The sequence below is a fragment of the Streptomyces sp. TLI_146 genome (assembly GCF_002846415.1).
In the GTDB taxonomy this organism is placed as follows: domain Bacteria; phylum Actinomycetota; class Actinomycetes; order Streptomycetales; family Streptomycetaceae; genus Streptomyces.
In genome coordinates this window covers 2,654,870-2,676,522 of sequence record NZ_PJMX01000001.1, presented here as the reverse complement: position 1 = coordinate 2,676,522, position 21,653 = coordinate 2,654,870, and the positions used below count along the sequence as shown (strand labels likewise).

Annotated in this window: 18 protein-coding genes and 1 rRNA gene; 14 read left to right on the top strand and 5 right to left on the bottom strand. The window is 73.2% G+C overall.

From position 1 onward, the window contains the following. Window positions 1-4: 4 nt before the first annotated feature. The 3 genes from rrf (at window position 5) to BX283_RS12255 (ending at window position 2,606) form a co-directional block, all read left to right on the top strand. Window positions 5-121, top strand: a 5S ribosomal RNA gene (gene rrf / locus BX283_RS12265). Between the two features lie 224 nt (window positions 122-345). After that, the gene (locus tag BX283_RS42430; protein WP_143676420.1) at window positions 346-1,803 is read left to right on the top strand and encodes a hypothetical protein; all 1,458 of its coding nucleotides are present in this window, start codon (window positions 346-348) and stop codon (window positions 1,801-1,803) included. Continuing rightward, window positions 1,788-2,606 carry a tetratricopeptide repeat protein gene (locus BX283_RS12255; RefSeq protein ID WP_180357139.1) on the top strand — a complete coding sequence of 273 codons (819 nt, stop codon included), beginning with the start codon at window positions 1,788-1,790 and terminating at the stop codon, window positions 2,604-2,606. Before BX283_RS42430 ends, BX283_RS12255 begins: the two co-directional genes overlap by 16 nt. 93 nt (window positions 2,607-2,699) lie before the next feature. Here the strand turns inward: BX283_RS12255 and BX283_RS12250 are convergent, their stop codons facing one another. Further along, complete coding sequence (locus tag BX283_RS12250; RefSeq protein ID WP_101387652.1) at window positions 2,700-4,010, bottom strand: DUF1015 family protein; 1,311 nt, start codon at window positions 4,008-4,010, stop codon at window positions 2,700-2,702. 71 nt (window positions 4,011-4,081) lie between these two features. Here BX283_RS12250 and BX283_RS12245 point away from each other — a divergent pair, with 71 nt between their 5' ends. The 4 genes from BX283_RS12245 (at window position 4,082) to BX283_RS12230 (ending at window position 8,140) form a co-directional block, all read left to right on the top strand. Then, the gene (locus BX283_RS12245; protein WP_101387651.1) at window positions 4,082-5,110 is read left to right on the top strand and encodes an HAD hydrolase-like protein; all 1,029 of its coding nucleotides are present in this window, start codon (window positions 4,082-4,084) and stop codon (window positions 5,108-5,110) included. A 143-nt stretch (window positions 5,111-5,253) separates the two neighbouring features. Beyond that, window positions 5,254-6,252, top strand: a complete 999-nt coding sequence (locus BX283_RS12240; protein ID WP_257584283.1) for an iron ABC transporter permease — start codon at window positions 5,254-5,256, stop codon at window positions 6,250-6,252. Then, entirely contained in the window at window positions 6,249-7,277 is a 1,029-nt protein-coding gene (locus tag BX283_RS12235; protein WP_101387650.1) for an iron chelate uptake ABC transporter family permease subunit, read from the top strand. The genes BX283_RS12240 and BX283_RS12235 overlap by 4 nt, the downstream gene beginning before the upstream one ends. Window positions 7,278-7,336: 59 nt before the next feature. After that, window positions 7,337-8,140 (top strand): ABC transporter ATP-binding protein, encoded by an 804-nt coding sequence (locus BX283_RS12230; protein WP_101387649.1) that lies wholly within the window; start codon window positions 7,337-7,339, stop codon window positions 8,138-8,140. A gap of 13 nt (window positions 8,141-8,153) precedes the next feature. On the opposite strand, the gene BX283_RS12225 is transcribed toward BX283_RS12230, so the two are convergent. Further along, the gene (locus tag BX283_RS12225) at window positions 8,154-8,501 is read right to left on the bottom strand and encodes an SCP2 sterol-binding domain-containing protein (protein ID WP_101387648.1); all 348 of its coding nucleotides are present in this window, start codon (window positions 8,499-8,501) and stop codon (window positions 8,154-8,156) included. A gap of 42 nt (window positions 8,502-8,543) precedes the next feature. On the opposite strand from BX283_RS12225, the gene BX283_RS12220 reads away from it, so the two are divergent. From BX283_RS12220 to BX283_RS12200, 5 genes are all read left to right on the top strand, one after another. Beyond that, on the top strand, window positions 8,544-8,822 hold the full coding sequence (locus tag BX283_RS12220; RefSeq protein ID WP_101387647.1) for a hypothetical protein: 279 nt from the start codon (window positions 8,544-8,546) through the stop codon (window positions 8,820-8,822). 7 nt (window positions 8,823-8,829) lie between these two features. Beyond that, on the top strand, window positions 8,830-9,645 hold the full coding sequence (locus BX283_RS12215) for a TlyA family RNA methyltransferase (RefSeq protein ID WP_101387646.1): 816 nt from the start codon (window positions 8,830-8,832) through the stop codon (window positions 9,643-9,645). Window positions 9,646-9,700: 55 nt separating this feature from the next. Next, entirely contained in the window at window positions 9,701-10,600 is a 900-nt protein-coding gene (locus BX283_RS12210; RefSeq protein ID WP_101387645.1) for an NAD kinase, read from the top strand. A 296-nt stretch (window positions 10,601-10,896) separates the two neighbouring features. Further along, window positions 10,897-12,615, top strand: coding sequence for a DNA repair protein RecN (recN, locus tag BX283_RS12205; protein WP_101387644.1), 1,719 nt, complete (start codon window positions 10,897-10,899; stop codon window positions 12,613-12,615). Between the two features lie 155 nt (window positions 12,616-12,770). Next, complete coding sequence (locus BX283_RS12200) at window positions 12,771-13,889, top strand: glycosyltransferase family 4 protein (RefSeq protein ID WP_101387643.1); 1,119 nt, start codon at window positions 12,771-12,773, stop codon at window positions 13,887-13,889. Window positions 13,890-13,893: 4 nt separating this feature from the next. Here the strand turns inward: BX283_RS12200 and BX283_RS12195 are convergent, their stop codons facing one another. From BX283_RS12195 to BX283_RS12185, 3 genes are all read right to left on the bottom strand, one after another. Continuing rightward, window positions 13,894-15,516: a PucR family transcriptional regulator gene (locus tag BX283_RS12195; protein WP_101387642.1), complete on the bottom strand. Its 1,623-nt coding sequence runs from the start codon at window positions 15,514-15,516 to the stop codon at window positions 13,894-13,896. 72 nt (window positions 15,517-15,588) lie between these two features. Further along, the gene (locus tag BX283_RS12190) at window positions 15,589-16,971 is read right to left on the bottom strand and encodes an FAD-binding oxidoreductase (protein ID WP_101387641.1); all 1,383 of its coding nucleotides are present in this window, start codon (window positions 16,969-16,971) and stop codon (window positions 15,589-15,591) included. A gap of 71 nt (window positions 16,972-17,042) precedes the next feature. Then, the gene (locus tag BX283_RS12185) at window positions 17,043-18,845 is read right to left on the bottom strand and encodes a glycoside hydrolase family 15 protein (RefSeq protein WP_180357137.1); all 1,803 of its coding nucleotides are present in this window, start codon (window positions 18,843-18,845) and stop codon (window positions 17,043-17,045) included. Between the two features lie 429 nt (window positions 18,846-19,274). Between BX283_RS12185 and BX283_RS12180 the strand changes: the two genes are divergently transcribed. Then, window positions 19,275-20,951, top strand: coding sequence for a CTP synthase (locus tag BX283_RS12180; RefSeq protein WP_101387639.1), 1,677 nt, complete (start codon window positions 19,275-19,277; stop codon window positions 20,949-20,951). A gap of 75 nt (window positions 20,952-21,026) precedes the next feature. After that, entirely contained in the window at window positions 21,027-21,653 is a 627-nt protein-coding gene (locus tag BX283_RS12175) for an NUDIX hydrolase (protein ID WP_101387638.1), read from the top strand.

Sequence of the window (21,653 nt, the reverse complement as noted above, 5' to 3'; positions counted from 1 at the left end):
GGGTTTCGGTGGTCATAGCGTTAGGGAAACGCCCGGTTACATTCCGAACCCGGAAGCTAAGCCTTTCAGCGCCGATGGTACTGCAGGGGGGACCCTGTGGGAGAGTAGGACACCGCCGAACAATCTTTCAAGGACCCTTGGTCCCAGCGTTCACGCTGGGACCAAGGGTCCTTTTTTATTTTCGCTTCAATTTTCCGAAGCGCGTCGGGCAGCCGACTGCGCGAGAATGACTGCAGTACCCGAAGACAGGAGTCGCACCGATGTCCACCAACTCTCCCGAGGACCGTCCGCAGCGCGAGGGGCGCAGCCGTGACGGCGGTGACAGGGGCGGCTACCGGGGCGGTCGTGACGACCGCGGCCCGCGCCGTGACGACGACCGTGGCGGTCGTCCCTCCGGCGGCGGTGGCGGTGGCTACGGCCGCCGTGATGACAACCGTGGCGGCGGTACGGGTGGCGGCTTCCGCCGCGACGACCGTGCCCCGCGTCGCGATGACGACCGTGGCGGTCGCCCCACTGGCGGTGGTGGCTACGGCCGCCGTGACGACAGCCGTGGCGGCACCGGCGGCGGCTTCCGTCGCGATGACAACCGTGGTGGTGGCACGGGTGGCGGCTTCCGCCGCGATGACAACCGTGGTGGCACCGGTGGTGGCTTCCGCCGTGACGACCGCCGCGATGACCGTGGCCCGCGCCGCGACGACGACCGTCCCTCCTTCCGTCGTGACGACCGCGACGACCGAGGCGGCCGCCCCACCGGCGGTGGCGGCTACGGCCGCCGTGACGACAACCGTGGTGGCACGGGTGGTGGCTTCCGTCGTGACGACAACCGGGGCGGCAGTACGGGTGGCGGCTTCCGCCGCGATGACCGTGCCCCGCGTCGCGATGACGACCGTGGTGGCCGTCCCACCGGTGGTGGCGGGTACGGCCGCCGTGACGACAGCCGTGGCGGCGCCGGTGGTGGCTTCCGTCGTGACAACGACCGTCCCAGCTTCCGTGACGACCGCCGCGATGACCGTGGTCCCCGTCGTGATGACGACCGTGGTGGCCGTCCCACCGGCGGTGGTGGCTACGGTCGCCGTGACGACAGCCGTGGTGGCACCGGTGGTGGCTTCCGCCGTGACAACGACCGTCCCAGCTTCCGCGATGACCGTGGCCCGCGCCGTGATGACGATCGTGGCGGTCGCCCCACCGGTGGCGGTGGCTACGGCCGCCGCGATGACAGCCGTGGCGGCACCGGCGGCGGCTTCCGCCGTGACAACGACCGCCCCAGCTTCCGTGACGATCGTCGCGATGACCGTGGTCCCCGTCGTGATGACGACCGTGGTGGTCGCCCCACCGGTGGCGGTGGCTACGGTCGCCGCGATGACAGCCGTGGCGGCACCGGCGGTGGCTTCCGCCGTGACAACGACCGCCCCAGCTTCCGCGACGACCGCCGCGACGACCGTGGCCCCCGCCGCGACGACGACCGTCCCTCCTTCCGTCGTGACGACCGCGACGACCGAGGCGGCCGCCCCTCCGGCGGTGGCTTCCGTCGTGACGACCGTGGCCCGCGCCGGGACGACGACCGCGGCCCGCGCCGCGACGACCGCCGTGACGACAACCGCGGCGGTGGCTTCCGCCGTGACGACCGTGGTCCGCGCCGCGACGACGACCGCGGTGGCTACCGCGGCCGCGACGACCGCGGCGGGTTCCGTGGCGGCGACGACCGCCGTGAGCGCGAGCGCGACCGCGAGCCGATCAAGCGGCTACCGATCGACGAGGACGTCACCGGCAACGAGATCGACGAGGACGTGCACCAGGAGCTGATGAGCCTGCCGAAGACCCTCGCCGAGGACGTCGCCCAGAACCTGGTCATGGTGGCCCGGCTGATCGACGAGGAGCCCGAGCAGGCGTACGCGTACTCGCGCATCGCGCTGCGGCTCGCGTCCCGTGTGGCGGCGGTCCGCGAGGCGGCCGGGTTCGCGGCGTACGCGACGCAGAAGTACTCCGAGGCGCTGGCCGAGTTCCGCGCCGCGCGGCGGATGACCGGGCACGTCGAGCTGTGGCCCGTCATGGCCGACTGCGAGCGCGGCATGGGCCGGCCCGAGCGTGCGCTCGAGATGGCCGGTGCGCCGGAGGTGCAGAAGCTCGACAAGGCGGGCCAGGTCGAGATGCGCCTGGTCGCGGCCGGTGCGCGGCGGGACCTGGGGCAGCTGGACGCCGCCATCGTGACCCTGCAGAGCCCGGAGCTGGCGTCGAACTCGGTGCAGCCGTGGACCCCGCGTCTGCGGTACGCGTACGCCGACGCGCTGCTCGCCGCCGGGCGTGAGGACGAGGCGCGCGAGTGGTTCGCCAAGGCGGTGGAGTCCGACAAGGACGGCGCCACCGACGCCTCCGACCGGCTGGCCGAGATGGACGGCGTGGACTTCGTGGACGCCCTCGACGAGGACGGTGACGAGGACGCCGACATCGCCGACGAGCGGGAAGCGGAGTACGCCGCCGACGAGCCGGACAGCGCGCCGGACGAGGACGACGACCGCGCGGACGTCGACGTGGATGTGGATGTCGACGCCGCCGATGACGTCGTCGTCGACGTCGAGGACGACAAGGGCCCGGCCGACAAGGTCTGAGCTCCTGTGGGCAGTTAGGCAGTCGGGCAGTTAGGTATACGAGAAAGGGCGGCACCCCGGCCGGGGTGCCGCCCTTTCTCGTATCCGCGTGCCTCAGTTCACCGTCAGGCTCCGCAGCACCAGGCCCGTCGCCGGCTTCGGGCCGAAGGACGTCGACTTGCGGGGCATCGTGACGCCCTGGCGGGCCAGGTCGCGGACGACTTCCTCGCGTACGGGATGCATGAGCACAGCCGTGCCGCCGCGCCGCTCCGCCTGCTCGACGGCGGCCGCCGTGTCGTGGATGTACATGATGTCCTCGGGCGCGTCCGGGATGCGCCAGACGTGGTCCAAGAGCGTGGAGTGGAGCACGGTCGCGTCCAGGTCGCGCCAGGCCTGCGGGCGGTCCGTGCGGACGGTGCGGGCGAGCAGGTCCGTGTCGGGGCGGTCGAGGAGGTGGAAGCGTCCGTCGCCCGCCAGCAGGAACGCGTTGCCCGTGCCGGTGGCCTCCGCGAGCAGGTCGAGCGCGTCGGGCAGCGGCACCGCGAACGTACGGATGCGGAAGGCACCGGTTTCGGCCACCGCGGCCAGGGCGTCGCTGACCGGAAGCCGGTGCAGCAGCCGGTGGATGGCGCGCACCCGCAGCGGATAGCGGGCCGTGTCCACGAGCAGGACCAGGCCGAAGTCCCAGGGGCCGGGCGCCGACTGCTCGGAGCGCAGCCGCAGATAGGTGGCCCAGCGGTGGTGGCCGTCCGCGATCACCGCCTGGTGGTGCGCGAGGTCCGCCTGGATCTCCGCGAGGTCGGCGGGGTCCGTGACCGCCCACAGGCGGTGGTGGTAGCCGTCCTCGGTGGTCGTCGCGAGCAGCGGCTCGCGCCGTACGGTCCGCTCGATGACCGCGCCCGCGCCGGTCGGGGCGCTGCCGTTGGCGCTCGCGTCGCCGTGGTACGTCAGGAGCAGCGGCTCGAAGTGCGCGGCCGTCGTGCGCATGAGGTCGGCACGGTCCTCGACGACGTGCGGCATCACGTCCTCGTGCGGCAGCACCACGCCCTCGGAGGGCTCCGAGAGGGCCAGCGCGCCGATCAGCCCGCGCTGGAGCAGGCCGGCGCCGCGCTGCTCGTGCTGCTCGTACACGTAGAGCGCGGGCTCCGGGTCGGGGGCGAGGACGCCCTCCGAGAGCCAGTCGTCGAGGGTGTGCGCGGCCTGCTGGTGCCGTGCCGTGGGCGTGGCCGCCTGCGGGAGGATCAGCCGGACGATGTTGTACGGGTCCGCCGACTCCAGGTGGAGGAGCCCGTCGGGCCGCACCACCACGTCGTACGGCGGGGAGGTCACGGCCGCGAGGCTGCCGACGCGCGCGGGCACATAACGCAGTCCCCGGAAGGGGATCAGGCGCAGCCCGTCGTCGTCCGTACGCCCTGTTGTGGTCATTAGTGCATCGTAAGTGGGGTGCGGGCATGCGCGATGATCGGGGGAGACCATCGAGCGAGGAGTGGATGAGGATGAGCCAGCCGAGCAGGACCCGGCCGAGCGGCAGCGCACGGGCGCTGAGCGAGGCGTACGACACGGCTCTGCTGGATCTCGACGGGGTGGTGTACGCGGGCGGCGAGGCGATCGAGCACGCCGTCGCCTCGCTGGGCACGGCCCGCGAGGGCGGGATGCACCTCGCGTACGTCACCAACAACGCGCTGCGCACGCCCGACGCGGTGGCGGCGCACCTCACCGAGCTCGGGGTGCCGGCCGAGCCGGGTGATGTGATCACCTCGGCGCAGGCGGTGGCGCGGCTGATCTCCGAGCAGGTGCCGGAGGGTTCGCGGGTGCTGGTGATCGGCGGTGAGGGGCTGCGGGTGGCGCTGCGCGAGCGCGGGCTCGTGCCGGTGGAGTCGGCCGAGGACGCCCCGGCCGCGGTGGTGCAGGGGTACGGCGGGCCCGATCTGGCGTGGGGCAGGTTCGCCGAGGCGAGCTACGCGATCGCGGCCGGGGTGCCGTGGTTCGCGTCCAACACCGATCTGACGATCCCCAGCGGGCGCGGTATCGCGCCGGGCAACGGGGCGGCGGTGGAGGTGGTGCGGATCGCGACCGGCGCCGAGCCGCAGGTGGCGGGGAAGCCGCTGCCCCCGATGCACCGGGAGACGATCCTGCGGACGGGCGCGCGCAAGCCGCTGGTGGTGGGGGACCGGCTGGACACGGACATCGAGGGGGCGTTCAACGGCGAGGTGGACTCGCTGCTCGTGCTCACCGGGGTGACCGACGGCGCCCAGCTGCTGGCCGCCCGGCCCGAGCACCGGCCGACGTTCGTGGACGCGGATCTGCGGGGGATGCTGACCGGCCAGCCGGAAGTGGCCGAAAACGACGGTCGGTTCGTGTGTGGCGGATGGACCGCGGCCGTACGCGACGAGGAGTTCGCCCTGGACGGCGACGGCGAACCGCTGGACGGTCTGCGGGCGCTGTGCGCGGCGGCGTGGACGTACGCGGGCGAGGGTGTGTGCGAGCTGGATGCGGGGAAGGTGCTGGGACGGCTGGGGTTGTGACCCCGGCCCGGGCCCGGTGGTGGATCCCGTTGTGGATCAAGGGCCCTGTCGCATGATTAGCAGGGTAGGCTAACCTAACTTGCGTGTTGGTAGACAGCCCTTCCAAGCCGAGCGCGCAGACCGCTCCCGCGCCCCCGACCCCGATCGCCCGGCGGCACGCCCTGCGCGCCGCCGGACTGCTCGCGGCCACCGGGGTCCTGGTCCTCGTGGCCCTCGCGAGCATCGCGGTCGGCGCCAAACAGATCCCGCTCGCGGACGTCTGGCACGGGCTGTTCCACTACTCCGGCACCGCCGACGACGTCATCGTCCACGACACCCGGGTGCCCCGCACCCTGCTCGGGCTGCTCGTCGGGGCCGCCCTCGGCGTCTCCGGCGCGGTGATGCAGGCGCTCACCCGCAACCCGCTGGCCGAGCCCGGCATCCTCGGGGTGAGCGCGGGCGCCTCGGCCGCCGTGGTCTCGGCGATCAGCTTCTTCGGCGTCACCAGCCTGACCGGGTACGTGTGGTTCGCCTTCGTCGGCGCCGCGGTCGTCTCGGCGCTCGTCTACGTCCTGGGCGGCAGCCGGGCCGCCACCCCGGCCCGGCTGGCGCTCGCGGGGACGGCCGCCACGGCCGCGCTCTACGGCTACGTCAACGCCGTGCAGCTGCTGGACTCGGCCGCGCTCGACCGGGTGCGGTTCTGGTGGGTCGGCTCGCTGGCCTCCGCCAACGCGGACACCGTCACCGAGATCGCGCCCTTCGTGGTGGCGGGCCTGGTGCTCGCCGCGCTCATCGCCCGGCCGCTCAACGCGATGGCCCTGGGCGACGACACCGCCCGCGCGCTCGGCGCCCACCTCACCCGTACCCGCGTCCTGTCGATGGTCACCGTCACCCTGCTGTGCGGGGCCGCGACCGCCGCCTGCGGGCCGATCGTCTTCATCGGCCTGATGGTCCCGCACCTCGTCCGGGCCATCACCGGGCCCGACATGCGCTGGATCCTGCCGTACGCGGCCGTCCTCTCGCCCGTGCTGCTGCTCGGCTCCGACGTGGTCGGCCGGGTCATCACCCGGCCCTCCGAGCTCCAGGTCGGCATCGTCACGGCGCTCATCGGCGGGCCCGTGTTCATCTTTCTCGTCCGCCGCAAGAGGATGGCTCAGCTGTGAAGGCCGTACGCACGCCCGGGGGTTACTCGTTCCGGGCCGACACCCGCTCGCTGGTCGTCGTCGTGGCGCTGCTGGCCGCGGCGCTCACCGCGGGCGTGGTCCTCGTCGGCAGCGGTGACTTCGACATCGCGCCGCTCGACGTCGTCCGCACGCTCTTCGGCTCCGGCACCCCCCAGCAGGACTTCATCGTCAACGAGCTGCGGCTGCCCCGGGTCCTGGTGGGGCTCCTGGTGGGCGCCGCGTTCGGCATCTCGGGCGCGGTCTTCCAGTCCATCTCCCGCAATCCGCTGGGTAGTCCGGACATCATCGGCTTCGGCCAGGGCTCGTCCGTCGGCGCCCTCGTCGTCATCGTCTGGTTCGGCGGCAGCGCCACCGAGGTCGCGGTCGGCGCCCTGCTCGGCGGGCTCGCGACCGGGGTCGCGGTCTATCTGCTCGCCTGGAAGAAGGGCGTGCACGGCTACCGCCTCGTGCTCGTCGGCATCGGCGCCGCCGCGATGCTCACCGCCTGCATCCAGTACCTGCTCACCAAGGCCCAGCTGGTCGACGCGACCCGGGCCATGGTGTGGCTGACCGGCTCGCTCGACGGGCGCGACTGGGCGCAGGTGTGGCCGCTGCTCGCGCTGTTCGCGGTGCTGCTGCCGGTGATCCTCGCGTACGGACGGCCGCTGCGGATGCTGGAGATGGGCGACGACGCGGCGTACGCGCTCGGTGTGCCCGTCCAGCGGACCCGGACCGCGCTGATGCTCGCCGCCGTGCTCCTCAACGCCGCCGGGACCGCGGCGGCCGGGCCCATCTCCTTCGTCGCGCTGACCGCGCCGCAGCTCGCCCGCCGCCTCACCAAGGCCACCGGCCCCAACATCCTGGCCTCCGGCTGTATGGGCGCGACCCTGCTGGTGACCGCCGACTGGGCCTCCCAGCGGCTGTTCGGCGAGAGCAAGCTGCCGGTGGGCGTGGTGACCGGGGTGGTCGGCGGCCTCTATCTGCTGTGGCTGCTCGTCACCGAGCGCAAGGCGGGCCGGATATGAGCGGCCCGCACCTTCCCGACCCCCGTACGGATTCCGGTTCTTCCTCCAGGAGTACGAGCATGCAGCGCCTCAGCGCCGATTCGGTGACCCTCGGCTACGACCAGCGGGTGATCGCCAAGGACCTCTCGGTGGAGATCCCGGACCACTCGTTCACGGTCATCGTCGGCCCCAACGCCTGCGGCAAGTCCACGCTCCTGCGCGCCCTGTCGCGGATGCTGAAGCCGAGCGAGGGGCGGGTGCTGCTCGACGGGCAGACCATCCACTCGATGCCCGCGAAGAAGGTCGCCAGGACGCTGGGGCTGCTGCCCCAGTCGTCGATCGCGCCGGACGGGATCACGGTCGCCGACCTGGTCGCGCGCGGCCGCTACCCGCACCAGGGGCTACTGCGGCAGTGGTCGCCCGAGGACGAGCGGATCGTCCAGGAGTCGATGGACGCCACCGGCGTGGGCGAGCTGGGGGAGCGGTACGTCGACGAGCTGTCCGGCGGGCAGCGCCAGCGGGTGTGGATCGCGATGGCGCTGGCCCAGCAGACGCCGCTGCTGCTGCTCGACGAGCCGACGACGTTCCTGGACATCCAGCACCAGATAGAGGTCCTGGACCTGTGCGCCGAGCTGCACGAGTCCCAGGGGCGCACGCTGGTCGCGGTGCTGCACGACCTCAACCAGGCCGCCCGCTACGCCTCGCACCTGATCGCGATGCGCGACGGCGAGATCGTGGCCGAGGGCCCGCCGTCGCGGATCGTCACGGCGGAGCTCGTACGGGAGGTGTTCGGGGTCCGCTGCCAGGTCATCGACGACCCGGAGACGGGCACGCCGCTGGTGGTGCCGGCGGCGCGGCAGCGGGACAAGGCCGCGGTGTCGTGACCGGACGAGCGGGCTAGAGCAGCGTCCGCAGCCTGAGCAGGTCGCGGAAGCCCGCCTCCAGGCGGACCCGGCCCGACGTCCACGCCCGCGCGAAGTTCAGCTCGCCCGCGACCATCGCCACCAGGTCGTCGCCCTTCATGGCGAGACGGATCTGGGCGCGCTCGGCCGGCGGGCCGTCCAGCGTGTGCTCGACCTCGATGCGGCCGTCCCGCAGCCGCCCCGTGAACGTACGGTCCAGGTCCGTGATGTGGCAGCTCAGCGAGCGGTCGAGCGCGGCGGCGGCGCGCACGTCGCCGTTCGCGCCCGCCAGGTTGTCGGAAAGTTCGTCGAGTGCCGCGCGGCACTCCTCCATCGTCGCCATCGTGATCGACCGTACCGCAGGCTCACGCGGTAGCGTCTTGGCATGAGCGACTTGATGCCGGAGCCCGAGGCGGAGGCCGGCGCGCACGACGACCCCGTCGGCCCGGCACCCCTGGACGTGCCCCGCGACCCCACCGGCGACCCCCGGGTGGACGCCCTGGTCGAGCGGCTGGCGGACGTCGACCACCTCGGTACGGACGGACACGTCGAGGTGTACGAGGATGTACACGGGGGGCTGCGCGAGACGCTGAGCGCGCTCGACGCCCGCCCGGGGCCGCCGGCCCCGTCCCCCGCATCACATACGTACGACAACAGGAGCTGAACCGAACGTGGCAGGAGTGGCACGCCGCCGCCTCGACGCCGAGCTGGTCCGCCGGAAGCTCGCCCGGTCCCGTGAGCACGCCGCGCAGCTGATCGCCGCCGGGCGGGTGACGGTCGGCAGGACCGTCGCCACCAAGTCCGCCACGCAGGTCGAGACGGCCGCCGCCATCGTCGTGGCCGAGGACGACAGCGACCCGGACTACGTCTCGCGCGGCGGCCACAAGCTGGCCGGGGCGCTGGCCGCCTTCGTCCCGCGGGGGCTGAAGGTCGAGGGGCGCCGCGCGCTGGACGCGGGCGCCTCCACCGGCGGCTTCACGGACGTGCTGCTGCGCTCCGGCGCGGGGCACGTGGTGGCGGTGGACGTCGGGTACGGACAGCTCGCCTGGTCCCTCCAGAGCGACGACCGGGTCACCGTCAAGGACCGCACGAACGTACGGGAGTTGACGCTCGACGACATCGACGGCGAGCCGGTCGACCTGGTGGTGGGGGACCTGTCCTTCATCGCGCTCGGGCTCGTGCTGCCCGCGCTGGTGCGGTGCTGCGCGCCGGACGCGGACCTGGTGCTGATGGTCAAGCCGCAGTTCGAGATCGGCAAGGACCGGCTCGGCAGCGGCGGTGTGGTGCGCAGCCCGGAGCTGCGGGCCGAGACGGTACGCACGGTGGCCGGGCAGGCCGCCGCGCTCGGGCTCGGTGTGCTGGGGGTCACGGCCAGCCCGCTGCCCGGACCCTCCGGCAATGTCGAATACTTTCTGTGGCTGCGGGCCGGGGCGCCCGCGCTGGATCCGGCTGATGTCGAGCGTGCAGTGGCGGAGGGACCTAGTTGAGCTCGTTGGGGAACGCGGAGGAGACGCGCGGGGGGACGGCGCGTGCGAGCGGGGCGTGGAGCGCACGGTGTTCCTGCTCGCGCACACCGGGCGGCCCGCCGCCATCCGCAGCGCGGAGCTGGTGGTACGGGGGCTGCTGCGGTCCGGCATCGGGGTGCGGGTCCTGGAGGCGGAGGCGGCCGATATCCCGCTGCCGGACTCCGCCTCCGTGAAGACGGTCAAGGAGGCCACCCCGCAGTGCCTCGACGGATGTGAGCTGCTGATCGTGCTCGGCGGGGACGGGACGCTGCTGCGCGGCGCCGAGTTCGCGCGGGCGTCCGGGGTGCCGATGCTCGGCGTCAACCTCGGGCGGGTCGGGTTCCTCGCCGAGGCGGAGCGCGACGACCTGGACAAGGTCGTGGACCGGGTGGTCACGCGCTCCTACGAGGTCGAGGAGCGGATGACCCTCGACGTCGTGGTGCACAGCAACGGCGACGTGGTGCACACCGACTGGGCGCTGAACGAGGCCGCCGTGCAGAAGGTGTCGCCCGAGCGGATGCTGGAGGTCGTCCTGGAGATCGACGGGCGGCCGGTGACGGGGTTCGGCTGCGACGGGATCGTGTACGCGACGCCGACCGGGTCGACGGCGTACGCCTTCTCGGCGGGCGGGCCGGTGGTGTGGCCGGAGGTCGAGGCGCTGCTGATGGTGCCGATCAGCGCGCACGCGCTGTTCGCCAAGCCGCTGGTGACGTCGCCGAGTTCGGTGCTGGCGGTGGAGGTGCAGCCGCATACGCCGCACGGGGTGCTGTGGTGTGACGGGCGTCGCACGGTGGAGCTGCCGCCGGGGGCTCGGGTGGAGGTGCGGCGGGGGGCGGTGCCGGTCCGCTTGGCGCGGCTGCACCACGCGTCCTTCACCGACCGGCTGGTGGCGAAGTTCGCGCTGCCGGTGAGCGGGTGGAGGGGCGCGCCGCACTGAGGTTTCCCGGGGGCTGCGTCCCCGGCCCCCGCTTCCCGTTCGTCTGCGGACCGTGGATGGCTGGTCGCGCAGTTCCCCGCGCCCCTTAAATGCACCCCTGCGGGGCGCCTCTTCAGGGGCGCGGGGCTGTGACATCTGCGGCTCCGCCGCGTGGGCGCGACCAGCCCCCCACCCACCCGCAGACAAACCCCGGGCCCAGACAAAAGCGGCACCCGGGTCAACCGTGAGGGTGAGCGCGTGGGGGGCGTCGCACAGTGGGGGCTGGACCTCGTAAGGTCGGGGGCGTGTTGGAGGAGATGCGGATACGGTCGCTCGGGGTCATCGACGACGCTGTCGTCGAGCTGTCGCCCGGGTTCACCGCGGTGACCGGCGAGACCGGCGCGGGCAAGACCATGGTCGTCACCAGCCTGGGGCTGCTGCTCGGCGGGCGCGCCGACCCCGCCCTGGTGCGGATCGGCGCCAAGTCGGCGGTCGTCGAGGGGCGGATCGCGCTGCGCGCGGGCGCCACCGCGGCGATCCGCGCGGAGGAGGCCGGGGCCGAGCTGGACGAGGGCGCGCTGCTGGTGAGCCGTACCGTCTCGGCGGAGGGCCGCTCACGGGCGTTCCTCGGCGGACGGTCCGTGCCCGTCGGCGTGCTCGCGGAGCTGGCCGACGAGCTCGTCGCCGTCCATGGGCAGACCGATCAGCAGGGGCTGCTGCGCCCCGCCCGGCAGCGCGAGGCCCTCGACCGGTACGCCGGGGACGCGGTGGCCGGGCCGCTGGCCAAGTACGCGGAGGCGTACCGGCGGCTGCGGGCCGTCGCCGGGGAGCTGGAGGAGCTGACCACGCGGGCGCGCGAGCGGGCGCAGGAGGCCGATCTGCTGCGGTTCGGGCTCGACGAGATCGCCGCGGTCGAGCCGCTGCCGGGCGAGGACACCGAACTCGCCGCCGAGGCCGGACGGCTCGGGCACGCCGAGGCGCTGGCGTCCGCGGCCGCCCTCGCGCACGCCGCCCTCGCGGGCAATCCCGAGGACCCGGAGAGCGTCGACGCGACCACCCTGGTCGCGGGCGCGCACCGGGCCCTGGACGCCGTACGGTCGCACGACCCCGCCCTGGCCGCGCTCGCCGAGCGCATCGGCGAGGTCGGGATCCTGCTCGGCGACGTGGCGGGCGAGCTCGCCGGGTACGCGGACGACCTCGACGCCGACCCGCTGCGGCTCGCGGCCGTGGAGGAGCGGCGGGCGGCGCTGACGGCGCTGACGCGTAAGTACGGCGAGGACATCGAGGCCGTTCTCGCCTGGGCGCAGCAGAGTGCCGCGCGGCTGACCGAGCTGGACGGCGACGACGACCGGATCGGCGAGCTGACGGCCGAGCGGGACGGGCTGCGCGGCGAACTGTCCGTCCTCGCCCAGGAGCTGACCGACGCCCGCACCGAGGCCGCGGCGCGCTTCGCCGACGCGGTGACGGCCGAGCTGGCGTCGCTGGCGATGCCGCACGCGCGGGTGTCGTTCGCGGTACGGCAGGTGGCGGATCCCGAGGGCGTCGAGGTGGACGGGCGGACCGTGGCGTACGGGCCGACCGGCGCGGACGAGGTGGAGCTGCTGCTCGCCCCGCACCCGGGCGCCCCGGCCCGGCCGATCGCCAAGGGCGCGTCGGGCGGTGAGCTCTCCCGGGTGATGCTCGCGGTCGAGGTGGTCTTCGCGGGCACGGACCCGGTGCCCACGTACCTCTTCGACGAGGTCGACGCGGGCGTCGGCGGCCGGGCGGCGGTCGAGATCGGCCGGCGCCTGGCGAAGCTCGCCAAGTCGGCGCAGGTCGTCGTGGTGACCCATCTGCCCCAGGTGGCGGCCTTCGCGGACCGCCAGCTCCTCGTGGAGAAGACCAACGACGGCACGGTCACCCGGTCCGGCGTCACCGTCCTGGAGGGCGAGGACCGCGTCCGCGAGCTCTCCCGGATGCTGGCGGGCCAGGAGGACTCCGAGACGGCCCGGGCGCACGCGGAGGAGCTGCTGGCGACGGCACGCGCGGAGGGGTGAACCGGGTCCGGGAGTTCACCCGTGTGGGTGGTCCCCCGGCCCGGTCCGCCGCCTGTCGCACGGGGAAACGTCCGGACGGGGGCGGAACGTCCGTGCGGGCTGGCATCCTTGGCCGGGTCCACACCGGCCCACCGCCGACCCGGGAGCCTGTTCACGTGTCACAGCTGCGTACGGTCCAAGTGCTGGACGGCGGCAGCGCGGGCAGCAGCGCGCACGTGCGCTCGCTGGCGGCGGGCCTCGCCGCGCGGGGCGTGCGGGTCACCGTCTGCGCCCCCGCCGCGCTTGAGCGGGAGTTCGACTTCCAGGGCGCGGGTGCCCACTTCGTCCCGGTGCCCCGGCGCGGCGATCCGGTGGCGGTCGGCGCCCTGCGGGCGGTCTGCGCGGGCGCGGACGTGGTGCACGCCCACGGGCTGCACGCGGCCGTACGGACGGCCTTCGCCCTGGGCCGGCGCCCGATCCCGCTGGTCGTCACCTGGCACACCCTCCCTCAAGCTCTCCGCTCCGGTCGAGCAGGGGGGACCCCCCTCCATGCCGAGGGCGCCCGGGGCGGGATGCTGCGGGTGCTGGAGCGGCGGGCGGCCCGGGCGGCCGCCGTGGTGCTCGGCACCTCCTCCGACCTGGTCGACCGGGCCCGGCGGCGCGGCGCCCGGGACGCCCGGCTCGCCGCCATCGCGGTGCCCGCGCCCCGTACGCCCGTCCCGGACGGCAAGGCGCGGGCCGAACTGGGCGCCGTGGACCGGCCGTTGCTGATGGCGGTCGGGAGTCTGGTCGAGCACCGGGGGTACGACGTGCTCCTGGACGCCGCCCACCGCTGGAAGGCGCTCGACCCCGTACCGCTGCTGGCGATCGCGGGGGAGGGCGGGCAGCGGGCCGCACTCCAGCGGCGCATCGAGGCCGAGGCGCTGCCCGTGAAGCTGCTCGGGCGGCGCGACGACGTCACCGAGCTCCTGGCCGCCGCCGACGCGGCCGTGCTCGCCAGCCGCTGGGAGGGGCGCTCGCTGCTGGCCCAGGAGGCGCTGCGGCTCGGGGTGCCGCTGGTCGCCACCGCCGTGGGCGGGGTGCCGGAGCTCGTCGGGGACGCGGCCGAGCTGGTGCCGTACGGGGACGCGGCGGCGCTCGGGGACGCCGTGGCGCGGCTCCTCGCCGACCCCGGGCGGCGCCGCGAGCTCGCCGAGGCCGGGCTCGTACAGGCGGCGGACTGGCCGACCGAGGACGAGACGGTCGCCCAAGTGCTCAGCGTCTACGACGAGTTGACGCAGCGCAACGGATGGTGAGGCGCTACGGGACGTGGCGGCGGGCCCGCAGGGCCAGGGACAGCGCCAGTACCGTCTGCGGGTCGTCCAGGTCCGTGCCGAGCAGCTCCGCGATCCGGGCCAGGCGGTTGTAGAGCGTCTGCCGGTTGAGGTGCAGCTCGCGGGCCGTCTCCGCCTTGCGGCCGGCGTGCGCCAGATACGTCTCCAGGGTGGGCAGCAGCGGCGGGCGCGAGGCCGCGTCGTGGGTGCGCAGCGGGCCGATGGCGCGCTCCACGAACGCCGCCAGGTCCGGGTGTTCGCGCAGCCGCCACAGCAGCAGGTCGATGTCCAGGCGCCGGGCGTCGTACCAGGGGCGCTCGGACAGGCCCTGCGCGGCCGCGGCGGTCTCGCCCGCGTGGCGCAGCCCCGCCGAGGCCGCCGCCCAGCCGCCCGCCACCCCGACGACCACCACCGGCCGCGCCCCGGCCCGGGCGAGCCCGGCGCGCTCCACACCGGCCCGCAGCGCCGCCGCCACGCGGTCGGCGACCGCCGTGCGCTCCGTCTCCGAGCGCAGCCCGAGCAGCAGCGGCACCCGGCCCTCCACCGGCCGTACGCCGAGCAGGACCGGTACGCCCACCGAGGACAACTCCTCCAGGACGGCGCGGGCAAGCACCGCCCAGTTGCCGGTGGGGGACAGTTCGGAGGCCAGCCGCATCACCACCGGCAGCAGCGGGCCCTCGCCCGGTTTGAAGCCCAGCACCTTCGCCTGCGCGGGCGCGTCCTCGGCGGTGATGCGGCCCTCGGCGAGGTCGGTCAGGAAGTCGCCGCGCCCGCGCGCCGCCAGCTCCTCCTCCTGGCGCGCCTGCATCAGCACCACCGCGAGGATGCCCGCGGCCCGCTCCGCCGCCATCCGGTGGACCGGCAGCAGCGGCGCGGCGACGGCCAGCAGGACGAGCCGGGCCCGTACCGCTCCGGTGCCGTGGCCGCCGCCGGGCACGTCCACCAGGGCCGCGCCCGTCGGCGGCCCCGACTCGCGGGACTCGCGCTGGCCGCGCAGCCCCTCCCACACCTGGAGCGGGTCGGCGCCCGCCTCGGCGGAGCCGGCGGCCGCGTAGAGCAGCTGGCCGTCCGGGGTCTCCAGGAACACCGGGTTGGCCGTGAAGTCGGCCAGGATCGACAGGACCTGGGGCACACCGCCGCCCGAGAGCAGCGCCTCGGTGCACCGCCGGTGCACCTCCTCGGCGCGCTGGAGCAGGGCGTAGTGGCCGTTGACGATCTCGGTGTGGATCTCCTCGGTGACTGTCACGAACGGCACCTCGCGGTGCAGCGCGACCAGGGGCAGCCCGGCCGCCCGCGCGGTGTCCACGAGGGTGGCGGGAAGGCGGCCGAAGCGCGGCCCGAGCTCGACGACCAGTGCGGCGATGCCCCGCTCGGCCAGGCGCCGTACGAAGGCGCGCTGCTCGGCGGGGCGGGTGCCCAGGCCCAGGCCCGTGGTCAGCAGCAGCTCGCCGCCCTTGAGCAGCGAGGCGATGTTCGGGACCTCGCCCGCGTGCACCCAGCGCACCGTGCGGCCCAGGCGCTCGGCCCCGGCGACCACCTCGGGGAGCCCGCCGCGCAGCCCGGGCAGCTCCAGAGCGCGCTGCACGGTGATCCCGCCCTGGCTGTCCAATGGGGTTCACCTCGTGTTTTGTCGTACCGGACGGTGATGCGGGTCACGGTACGACACCCGGCTCCCTTTCCGTCAGGCCGGGACGATGTTGTGGTTGAAGCGGAAGACGTTGTCCGGGTCGTAGGCGCGCTTCACCTCGCGCAGCCGCCGCATGTTCTCGGCGCCCAGGCCCGCGACCACCCGCTCGGCGCCCTCGTCGCCGGTGAAGTTGAGGTAGACCGCGCCGCTCGACCAGGGCTGGACCCTGGCCCGGACGTCCTTGACCCACTGCCGGCAGCGCTCGTCGTCCGCCGGGTCCTCCCAGATCCCGAAGGGGTGCACGGCCCAGGGCGAGTCGCGGTAGGGCACCGGGTACTCGCCGGGGCCGTCGGCGATGGCGCCGCCCTGCGGGAAGACCACGTGCTGGGTGCCGGTGGGCGTCGGCAGCGCCTCGCCCAGGGAGCAGAAGACGTCCACGAAGTCGTCGGGCATACCGGTCAGGTACTCGGCCGACCAGTAGTTCCGCAGCCCGGGCGGGTCGTCCATCATGCACTGCATGTCGGCGTACGGCATGGCCGTGACGATCTCGACCTCGTGCGGCAGGGCGATCAGCGGCTGGGCGACCTTGCGCATGGCCTCCTCGCCGCCCGCGTACGCCACGAGGGCGCCGCACAGCACCTTTCCGACCAGGTGCTCGGGGATGAACGGCTCGGGCGGTGCGGTCATGTACAGGACGCCGCCGCTCGCCTCGGCCGGCCCGTTCTCGATGAGCTCGCGATAGGTGCGCGCGACTTCGTGGGCGCGCTCGGGCAGGTAGAGCAGCATGGCGATGGAGTACTCGGGCAGCTCGTGCAGCCGCAGGGTGAGCGAGGTGGCGATGCCGAAGTTGCCGCCGCCGCCGTGCAGCGCCCAGAACAGCTCGGGGTTCTCCTCGGCGCTCGCCATGACCACGCTGCCGTCGGCGGTGACCAGCTCGACGCCGAGCAGGTTGTCGACGGCGAGGCCGAAGCTGCGGTCCAGCCAGCCCGATCCGCCGCCGAGGACGAAGCCGCCGACACCGGTGGTGGAGACGCGCCCGCCCGTGGTGGCCAGGCCGTACGGCTGGGTGGCCCGGTCCAGATGGCTCATGACGGCGCCGCCCTGGACGCGGACGGCGTGGGCGGCCGGGTGGACGGTCACCTCGTGCATCCGGCGCAGGTCGATGACCAGGCCGTTGTCGTTGAGGGCCTGGCCGGAGACACTGTGGCCGCCGCCGCGTACGGCGATCTTGAGGTCCAGCTCGCGCCCGAAGCGGACGGCCGTGACCACGTCCGCGTCGGACTCGCACTGGGCGATCACGGCGGGGCGCCGGTCGATCATGGCGTTGAAGACCGTCCGGGCGTCGTCGTAGCCCGGATCGCCCGGCACGAACACGTCACCGGCGAGGTCTTCACGGAGCTCGGCAAGGGCCGTGCCCGCTTTCGAGGGGGTGGTCATGGCGCAGCCCCCTTCCAGGAGGGGACAGGACATTTCCACTCTAAGCGGGTACGAGCCCCTGGTCGCGGCGACTACCCCCCATACGCCCCCGAGGCCGTCAGCCGCAGTGCCGTGTCGATCAGCGGAACGTGGCTGAAGGCCTGCGGGAAGTTCCCCACCTGCCGTTGCTCCCGCGGGTCCCACTCCTCCGCCAGCAGCCCGATGTCGTTGCGCAGCGAGAGCAGCCGCTCGAAGAGCTTCCGGGCCTCGTCGACCCGGCCGATCATGGCCAGGTCGTCGGCCATCCAGAACGAGCAGGCCAGGAACGCGCCCTCGTCGCCCTCCAGGCCGTCGCAGCCCGCCTCCTCGCCCGCCGTCGGGTAGCGCAGGATGAACCCGTCCGGGGTGGACAGCTCGCGCTGGATCGCCTCGATCGTGCCGATCACGCGCTTGTCGTCCGGCGGCAGGAAGCCCATCTGCGGGATCAGCAGCAGGGAGGCGTCCAGCTCCTTGGAGCCGTACGACTGCGTGAAGGTGTTGCGCTCCTTGTCGTACCCCTTCTCGCAGACGTCGCGGTGGATGTCGTCGCGCAGCTCGCGCCACTTCTCCAGCGGCCCGTCCGCGTCGCCCGACTCGATCAGCTTGATGGTGCGGTCCACCGCGACCCAGGCCATCACCTTGGAGTGCACGAAGTGGCGGCGCGGGCCGCGCACCTCCCAGATGCCCTCGTCCGGCTGGTCCCAGTGGTCCTCCAGGTAGCGGATCAGCTTGAGCTGGAGCAGCGAGGCGTAGTCGTTGCGGGCCAGGCCCGTCATGTGCGCCAGGTGCAGGGCCTCGGTGACCTCGCCGTACACATCCAGCTGGAGCTGGTGGGCGGCGCCGTTGCCGACCCGCACCGGCGCCGAGCCCTCGTAGCCGGGCAGCCAGTCCAGCTCGGCCTCGCCGAGCTCGCGCTCGCCCGCGATCCCGTACATGATCTGGAGGTTCTCGGGGTCGCCCGCGACCGCCCGCAGCAGCCACTCGCGCCAGGCTCGGGCCTCCTCGCGGTAGCCGGTGCGCAGCAGCGAGGAGAGGGTGATGGCGGCGTCGCGCAGCCAGGTGTAGCGGTAGTCCCAGTTGCGCGAGCCGCCGATGTCCTCGGGCAGCGAGGTGGTGGGCGCGGCGACGATGCCGCCGGTGGGGGCGTAGGTGAGCGCCTTGAGGGTGATCAGCGAGCGGACCACGGCCTCGCGGTAGGGCCCGTGGTACGTGCAGTGCTCGACCCACTCGCGCCAGAAGTCCTCGGTCGCCTCCAGGGCCGCCTCCGGCTCCGAGAGCGCGGGCGGCTCCTTGTGGGACGGCTGCCAGCTGATCGTGAAGGCGATCCGCTCGCCGGGCGAGACGGTGAAGTCGGAGTACGTGGTGAGGTTCTTGCCGTAGGTGTCGACCGGGGTGTCCAGCCAGACCGAGTCGGGGCCCGCGACCGCGACCGTACGGTTGTCGACCTTGTGCACCCAGGGCACGACACGCCCGTAGCTGAAACGCATCCGCAGGGCGCTGCGCATCGGCACCCGGCCGCTGACGCCCTCCACGATCCGGATCAGCTGCGGCGCGCCGTCGCGCGGCGGCATGAAGTCCGTCACCCGGACCGTGCCGCGCGGGGTGTCCCACTCCGACTCCAGGATCAGCGAGTCGCCCCGGTAGCGGCGCCGGTCCGCCCGGGGCGGTGGCGCGTCGGCCGCGTGGGCCGGGCCGATCCGCCAGAAGCCGTGTTCATCGGTGCCGAGCAGTCCGGCGAAGACGGCGTGCGAGTCGAAGCGTGGCAGGCACAGCCAGTCGGCCGTGCCGTCCCGGCAGACCAGTGCGGCGGTCTGCATGTCTCCGATGAGTGCGTAATCCTCGATGCGCCCGGCCACGTGCAATCTCCAGTCGAACGGCCACGTCCGCCCCGCGGGGCGCTTACTGCTACTGCGACTGCGGTCAAGGGATCGCCAACGAGCGCATGTTGTGGGTGACGGCCGGGGTGGCGCCGTGTTACCAGCGGCTCGGCGGCGAGTGTCCGAGCAGGATACGACGCACGTGGGTGATCCGCCGATGCCTTCCGGCAACGGCGTTCGGCCGTCCGGGTGAGTGGAGCACGCTGGGTTGGCCGGGTGTGTGCGGAGCGTGGCCGGAAGCGGTCCGCCGCACTCGCTGATACCCTGGTAGCCCGTGGCCGGGTGGTGAAAAAACCCCCGAACCGCAGCGACGGCGCCCCCGGAAACTCGTACGGAAACTCGTACGAGATCCACAGAGGGTGACCGGCACGCACTTCAGACCGCGACCACGGGAGCCCCCTCTTGGCCATGCAGACACGATCCTCTGCGTCATCGACGACCAAGCACATCTTCGTCACCGGGGGTGTCGCCTCTTCCCTCGGCAAGGGTCTGACTGCCTCCAGCCTGGGTGCGCTCCTGAAGGCGCGGGGCCTGCGGGTCACGATGCAGAAGCTCGACCCGTACCTGAACGTCGACCCCGGCACGATGAACCCGTTCCAGCACGGCGAGGTGTTCGTCACCAACGACGGCGCCGAGACCGACCTGGACATCGGCCACTACGAGCGCTTCCTCGACGTCGACCTCGACGGCTCGGCCAACGTCACCACCGGCCAGGTCTACTCGCAGGTGATCGCCAAGGAGCGGCGCGGCGAGTACCTCGGCGACACCGTGCAGGTCATCCCGCACATCACCAACGAGATCAAGCACCGCATCCGCCGGATGGCGACCGACGACGTCGACGTCGTCATCACGGAGGTCGGCGGCACGGTCGGCGACATCGAGTCGCTGCCGTTCCTGGAGACCGTCCGCCAGGTCCGCCACGAGGTCGGCCGCGACAACGTCTTCGTCGTGCACATCTCGCTGCTGCCCTACATCGGCCCCTCCGGCGAGCTGAAGACCAAGCCGACCCAGCACTCGGTCGCGGCCCTGCGCAACATCGGCATCCAGCCCGACGCGATCGTGCTGCGCGCCGACCGCGAGGTGCCGCTGTCCATCAAGCGCAAGATCTCGCTGATGTGCGACGTCGACGAGGCCGCGGTGGTCGCCGCCATCGACGCCAAGTCGATCTACGACATCCCCAAGGTGCTGCACACCGAGGGCCTGGACGCGTACGTCGTGCGCAAGCTCGACCTGCCGTTCCGCGACGTGGACTGGACGACCTGGGACGACCTGCTCGACCGCGTCCACAACCCGGAGCACGAGGTCACCGTCGCGCTGGTCGGCAAGTACATCGACCTGCCCGACGCGTACCTCTCGATCACCGAGGCCATGCGCGCCGGCGGCTTCGCCAACAAGGCCCGCGTCAAGGTCAAGTGGGTCACCTCGGACGACTGCAAGACCCCGGCCGGCGCCAAGAAGAACCTCGGCGACGTGGACGCGATCCTGGTGCCCGGCGGCTTCGGCGACCGCGGTGTCAACGGCAAGATCGGCGCGATCCAGTACGCCCGCGAGAACAAGGTGCCGCTGCTCGGCATCTGCCTGGGCCTGCAGTGCATCGTGATCGAGGCCGCCCGCAACCTGGCCGGCATCCCGGACGCCAACTCCACCGAGTTCGACGCCGCCACCGCCCACCCCGTCATCTCGACGATGGAGGAGCAGCTGGCGTACGTCGAGGGCGCGGGCGACCTGGGCGGCACCATGCGCCTGGGCATGTACCCGGCGAAGCTCGCCGAGGGCTCGATCGTCCGCGAGGTCTACGGCGACCAGCCGTACGTGGAGGAGCGCCACCGCCACCGCTACGAGGTCAACAACTCCTACCGTGCGGAGCTGGAGAAGAAGGCGGGCATCGTCTTCTCGGGCACGTCCCCGGACAACAAGCTCGTCGAGTACGTCGAGTACCCGCGCGAGGTGCACCCCTACCTGGTCGCCACCCAGGCGCACCCGGAGCTGCGCTCCCGCCCGACCCGCCCGCACCCGCTCTTCGCCGGCCTGGTGAAGGCGGCCGTCGAGCGCCAGCAGGAAGCGCGGAAGACCGGCAAGAAGTAACAGGCGATACGGTTGCCGGGGTACGGGTCCTTCACCGGACGCGTACCCCGGTTTCTGTTTCACGGGAGGACATCGATGCAGCTCCAGGACACCCCCGAGGAGTGGCGGGTCGTCGCCACCACGACCCCGTTCGAGGGCAACAAGACCAGCGTCCGCACCGACGACGTGGTCATGCCCGACGGCTCGGTCGCGCGCCGCGACTACCAGGTCCACCCGGGCTCCGTGGCCGTCCTCGCCCTCGACGGCGCGGGCCGGGTCCTGGTGCTGCGCCAGTACCGCCATCCGGTGCGCCACAAGCTGTGGGAGATCCCGGCCGGCCTCCTCGACGTGCCCGGCGAGAACCCGCTGCACGCCGCCCAGCGCGAGCTGTACGAGGAGGCACACGTCAAGGCCGAGGACTGGCGCGTCCTCACCGACGTCTACACCACGCCCGGCGGCTGCGACGAGGCCGTACGGATCTTCCTGGCCCGCGATCTCTCCGAGGCGGAGGGCGAGCGCTTCGAGGTCTCCGAGGAGGAGGCCGACATGGAGCTGGCCCGGGTGCCGCTCGACGAGCTCGTCCGCGGCGCGCTCGCCGGTGAGCTGCACAACAACTGCCTGGTGGTGGGCGTCCTCGCGCTCACGGCCGCCCAGGCGGGGCCGGGTCTGGAGTCGCTGCGCCCGGCCGAGGCGCCCTGGCCGGCCCGCCCGTTCGAGAAGTAG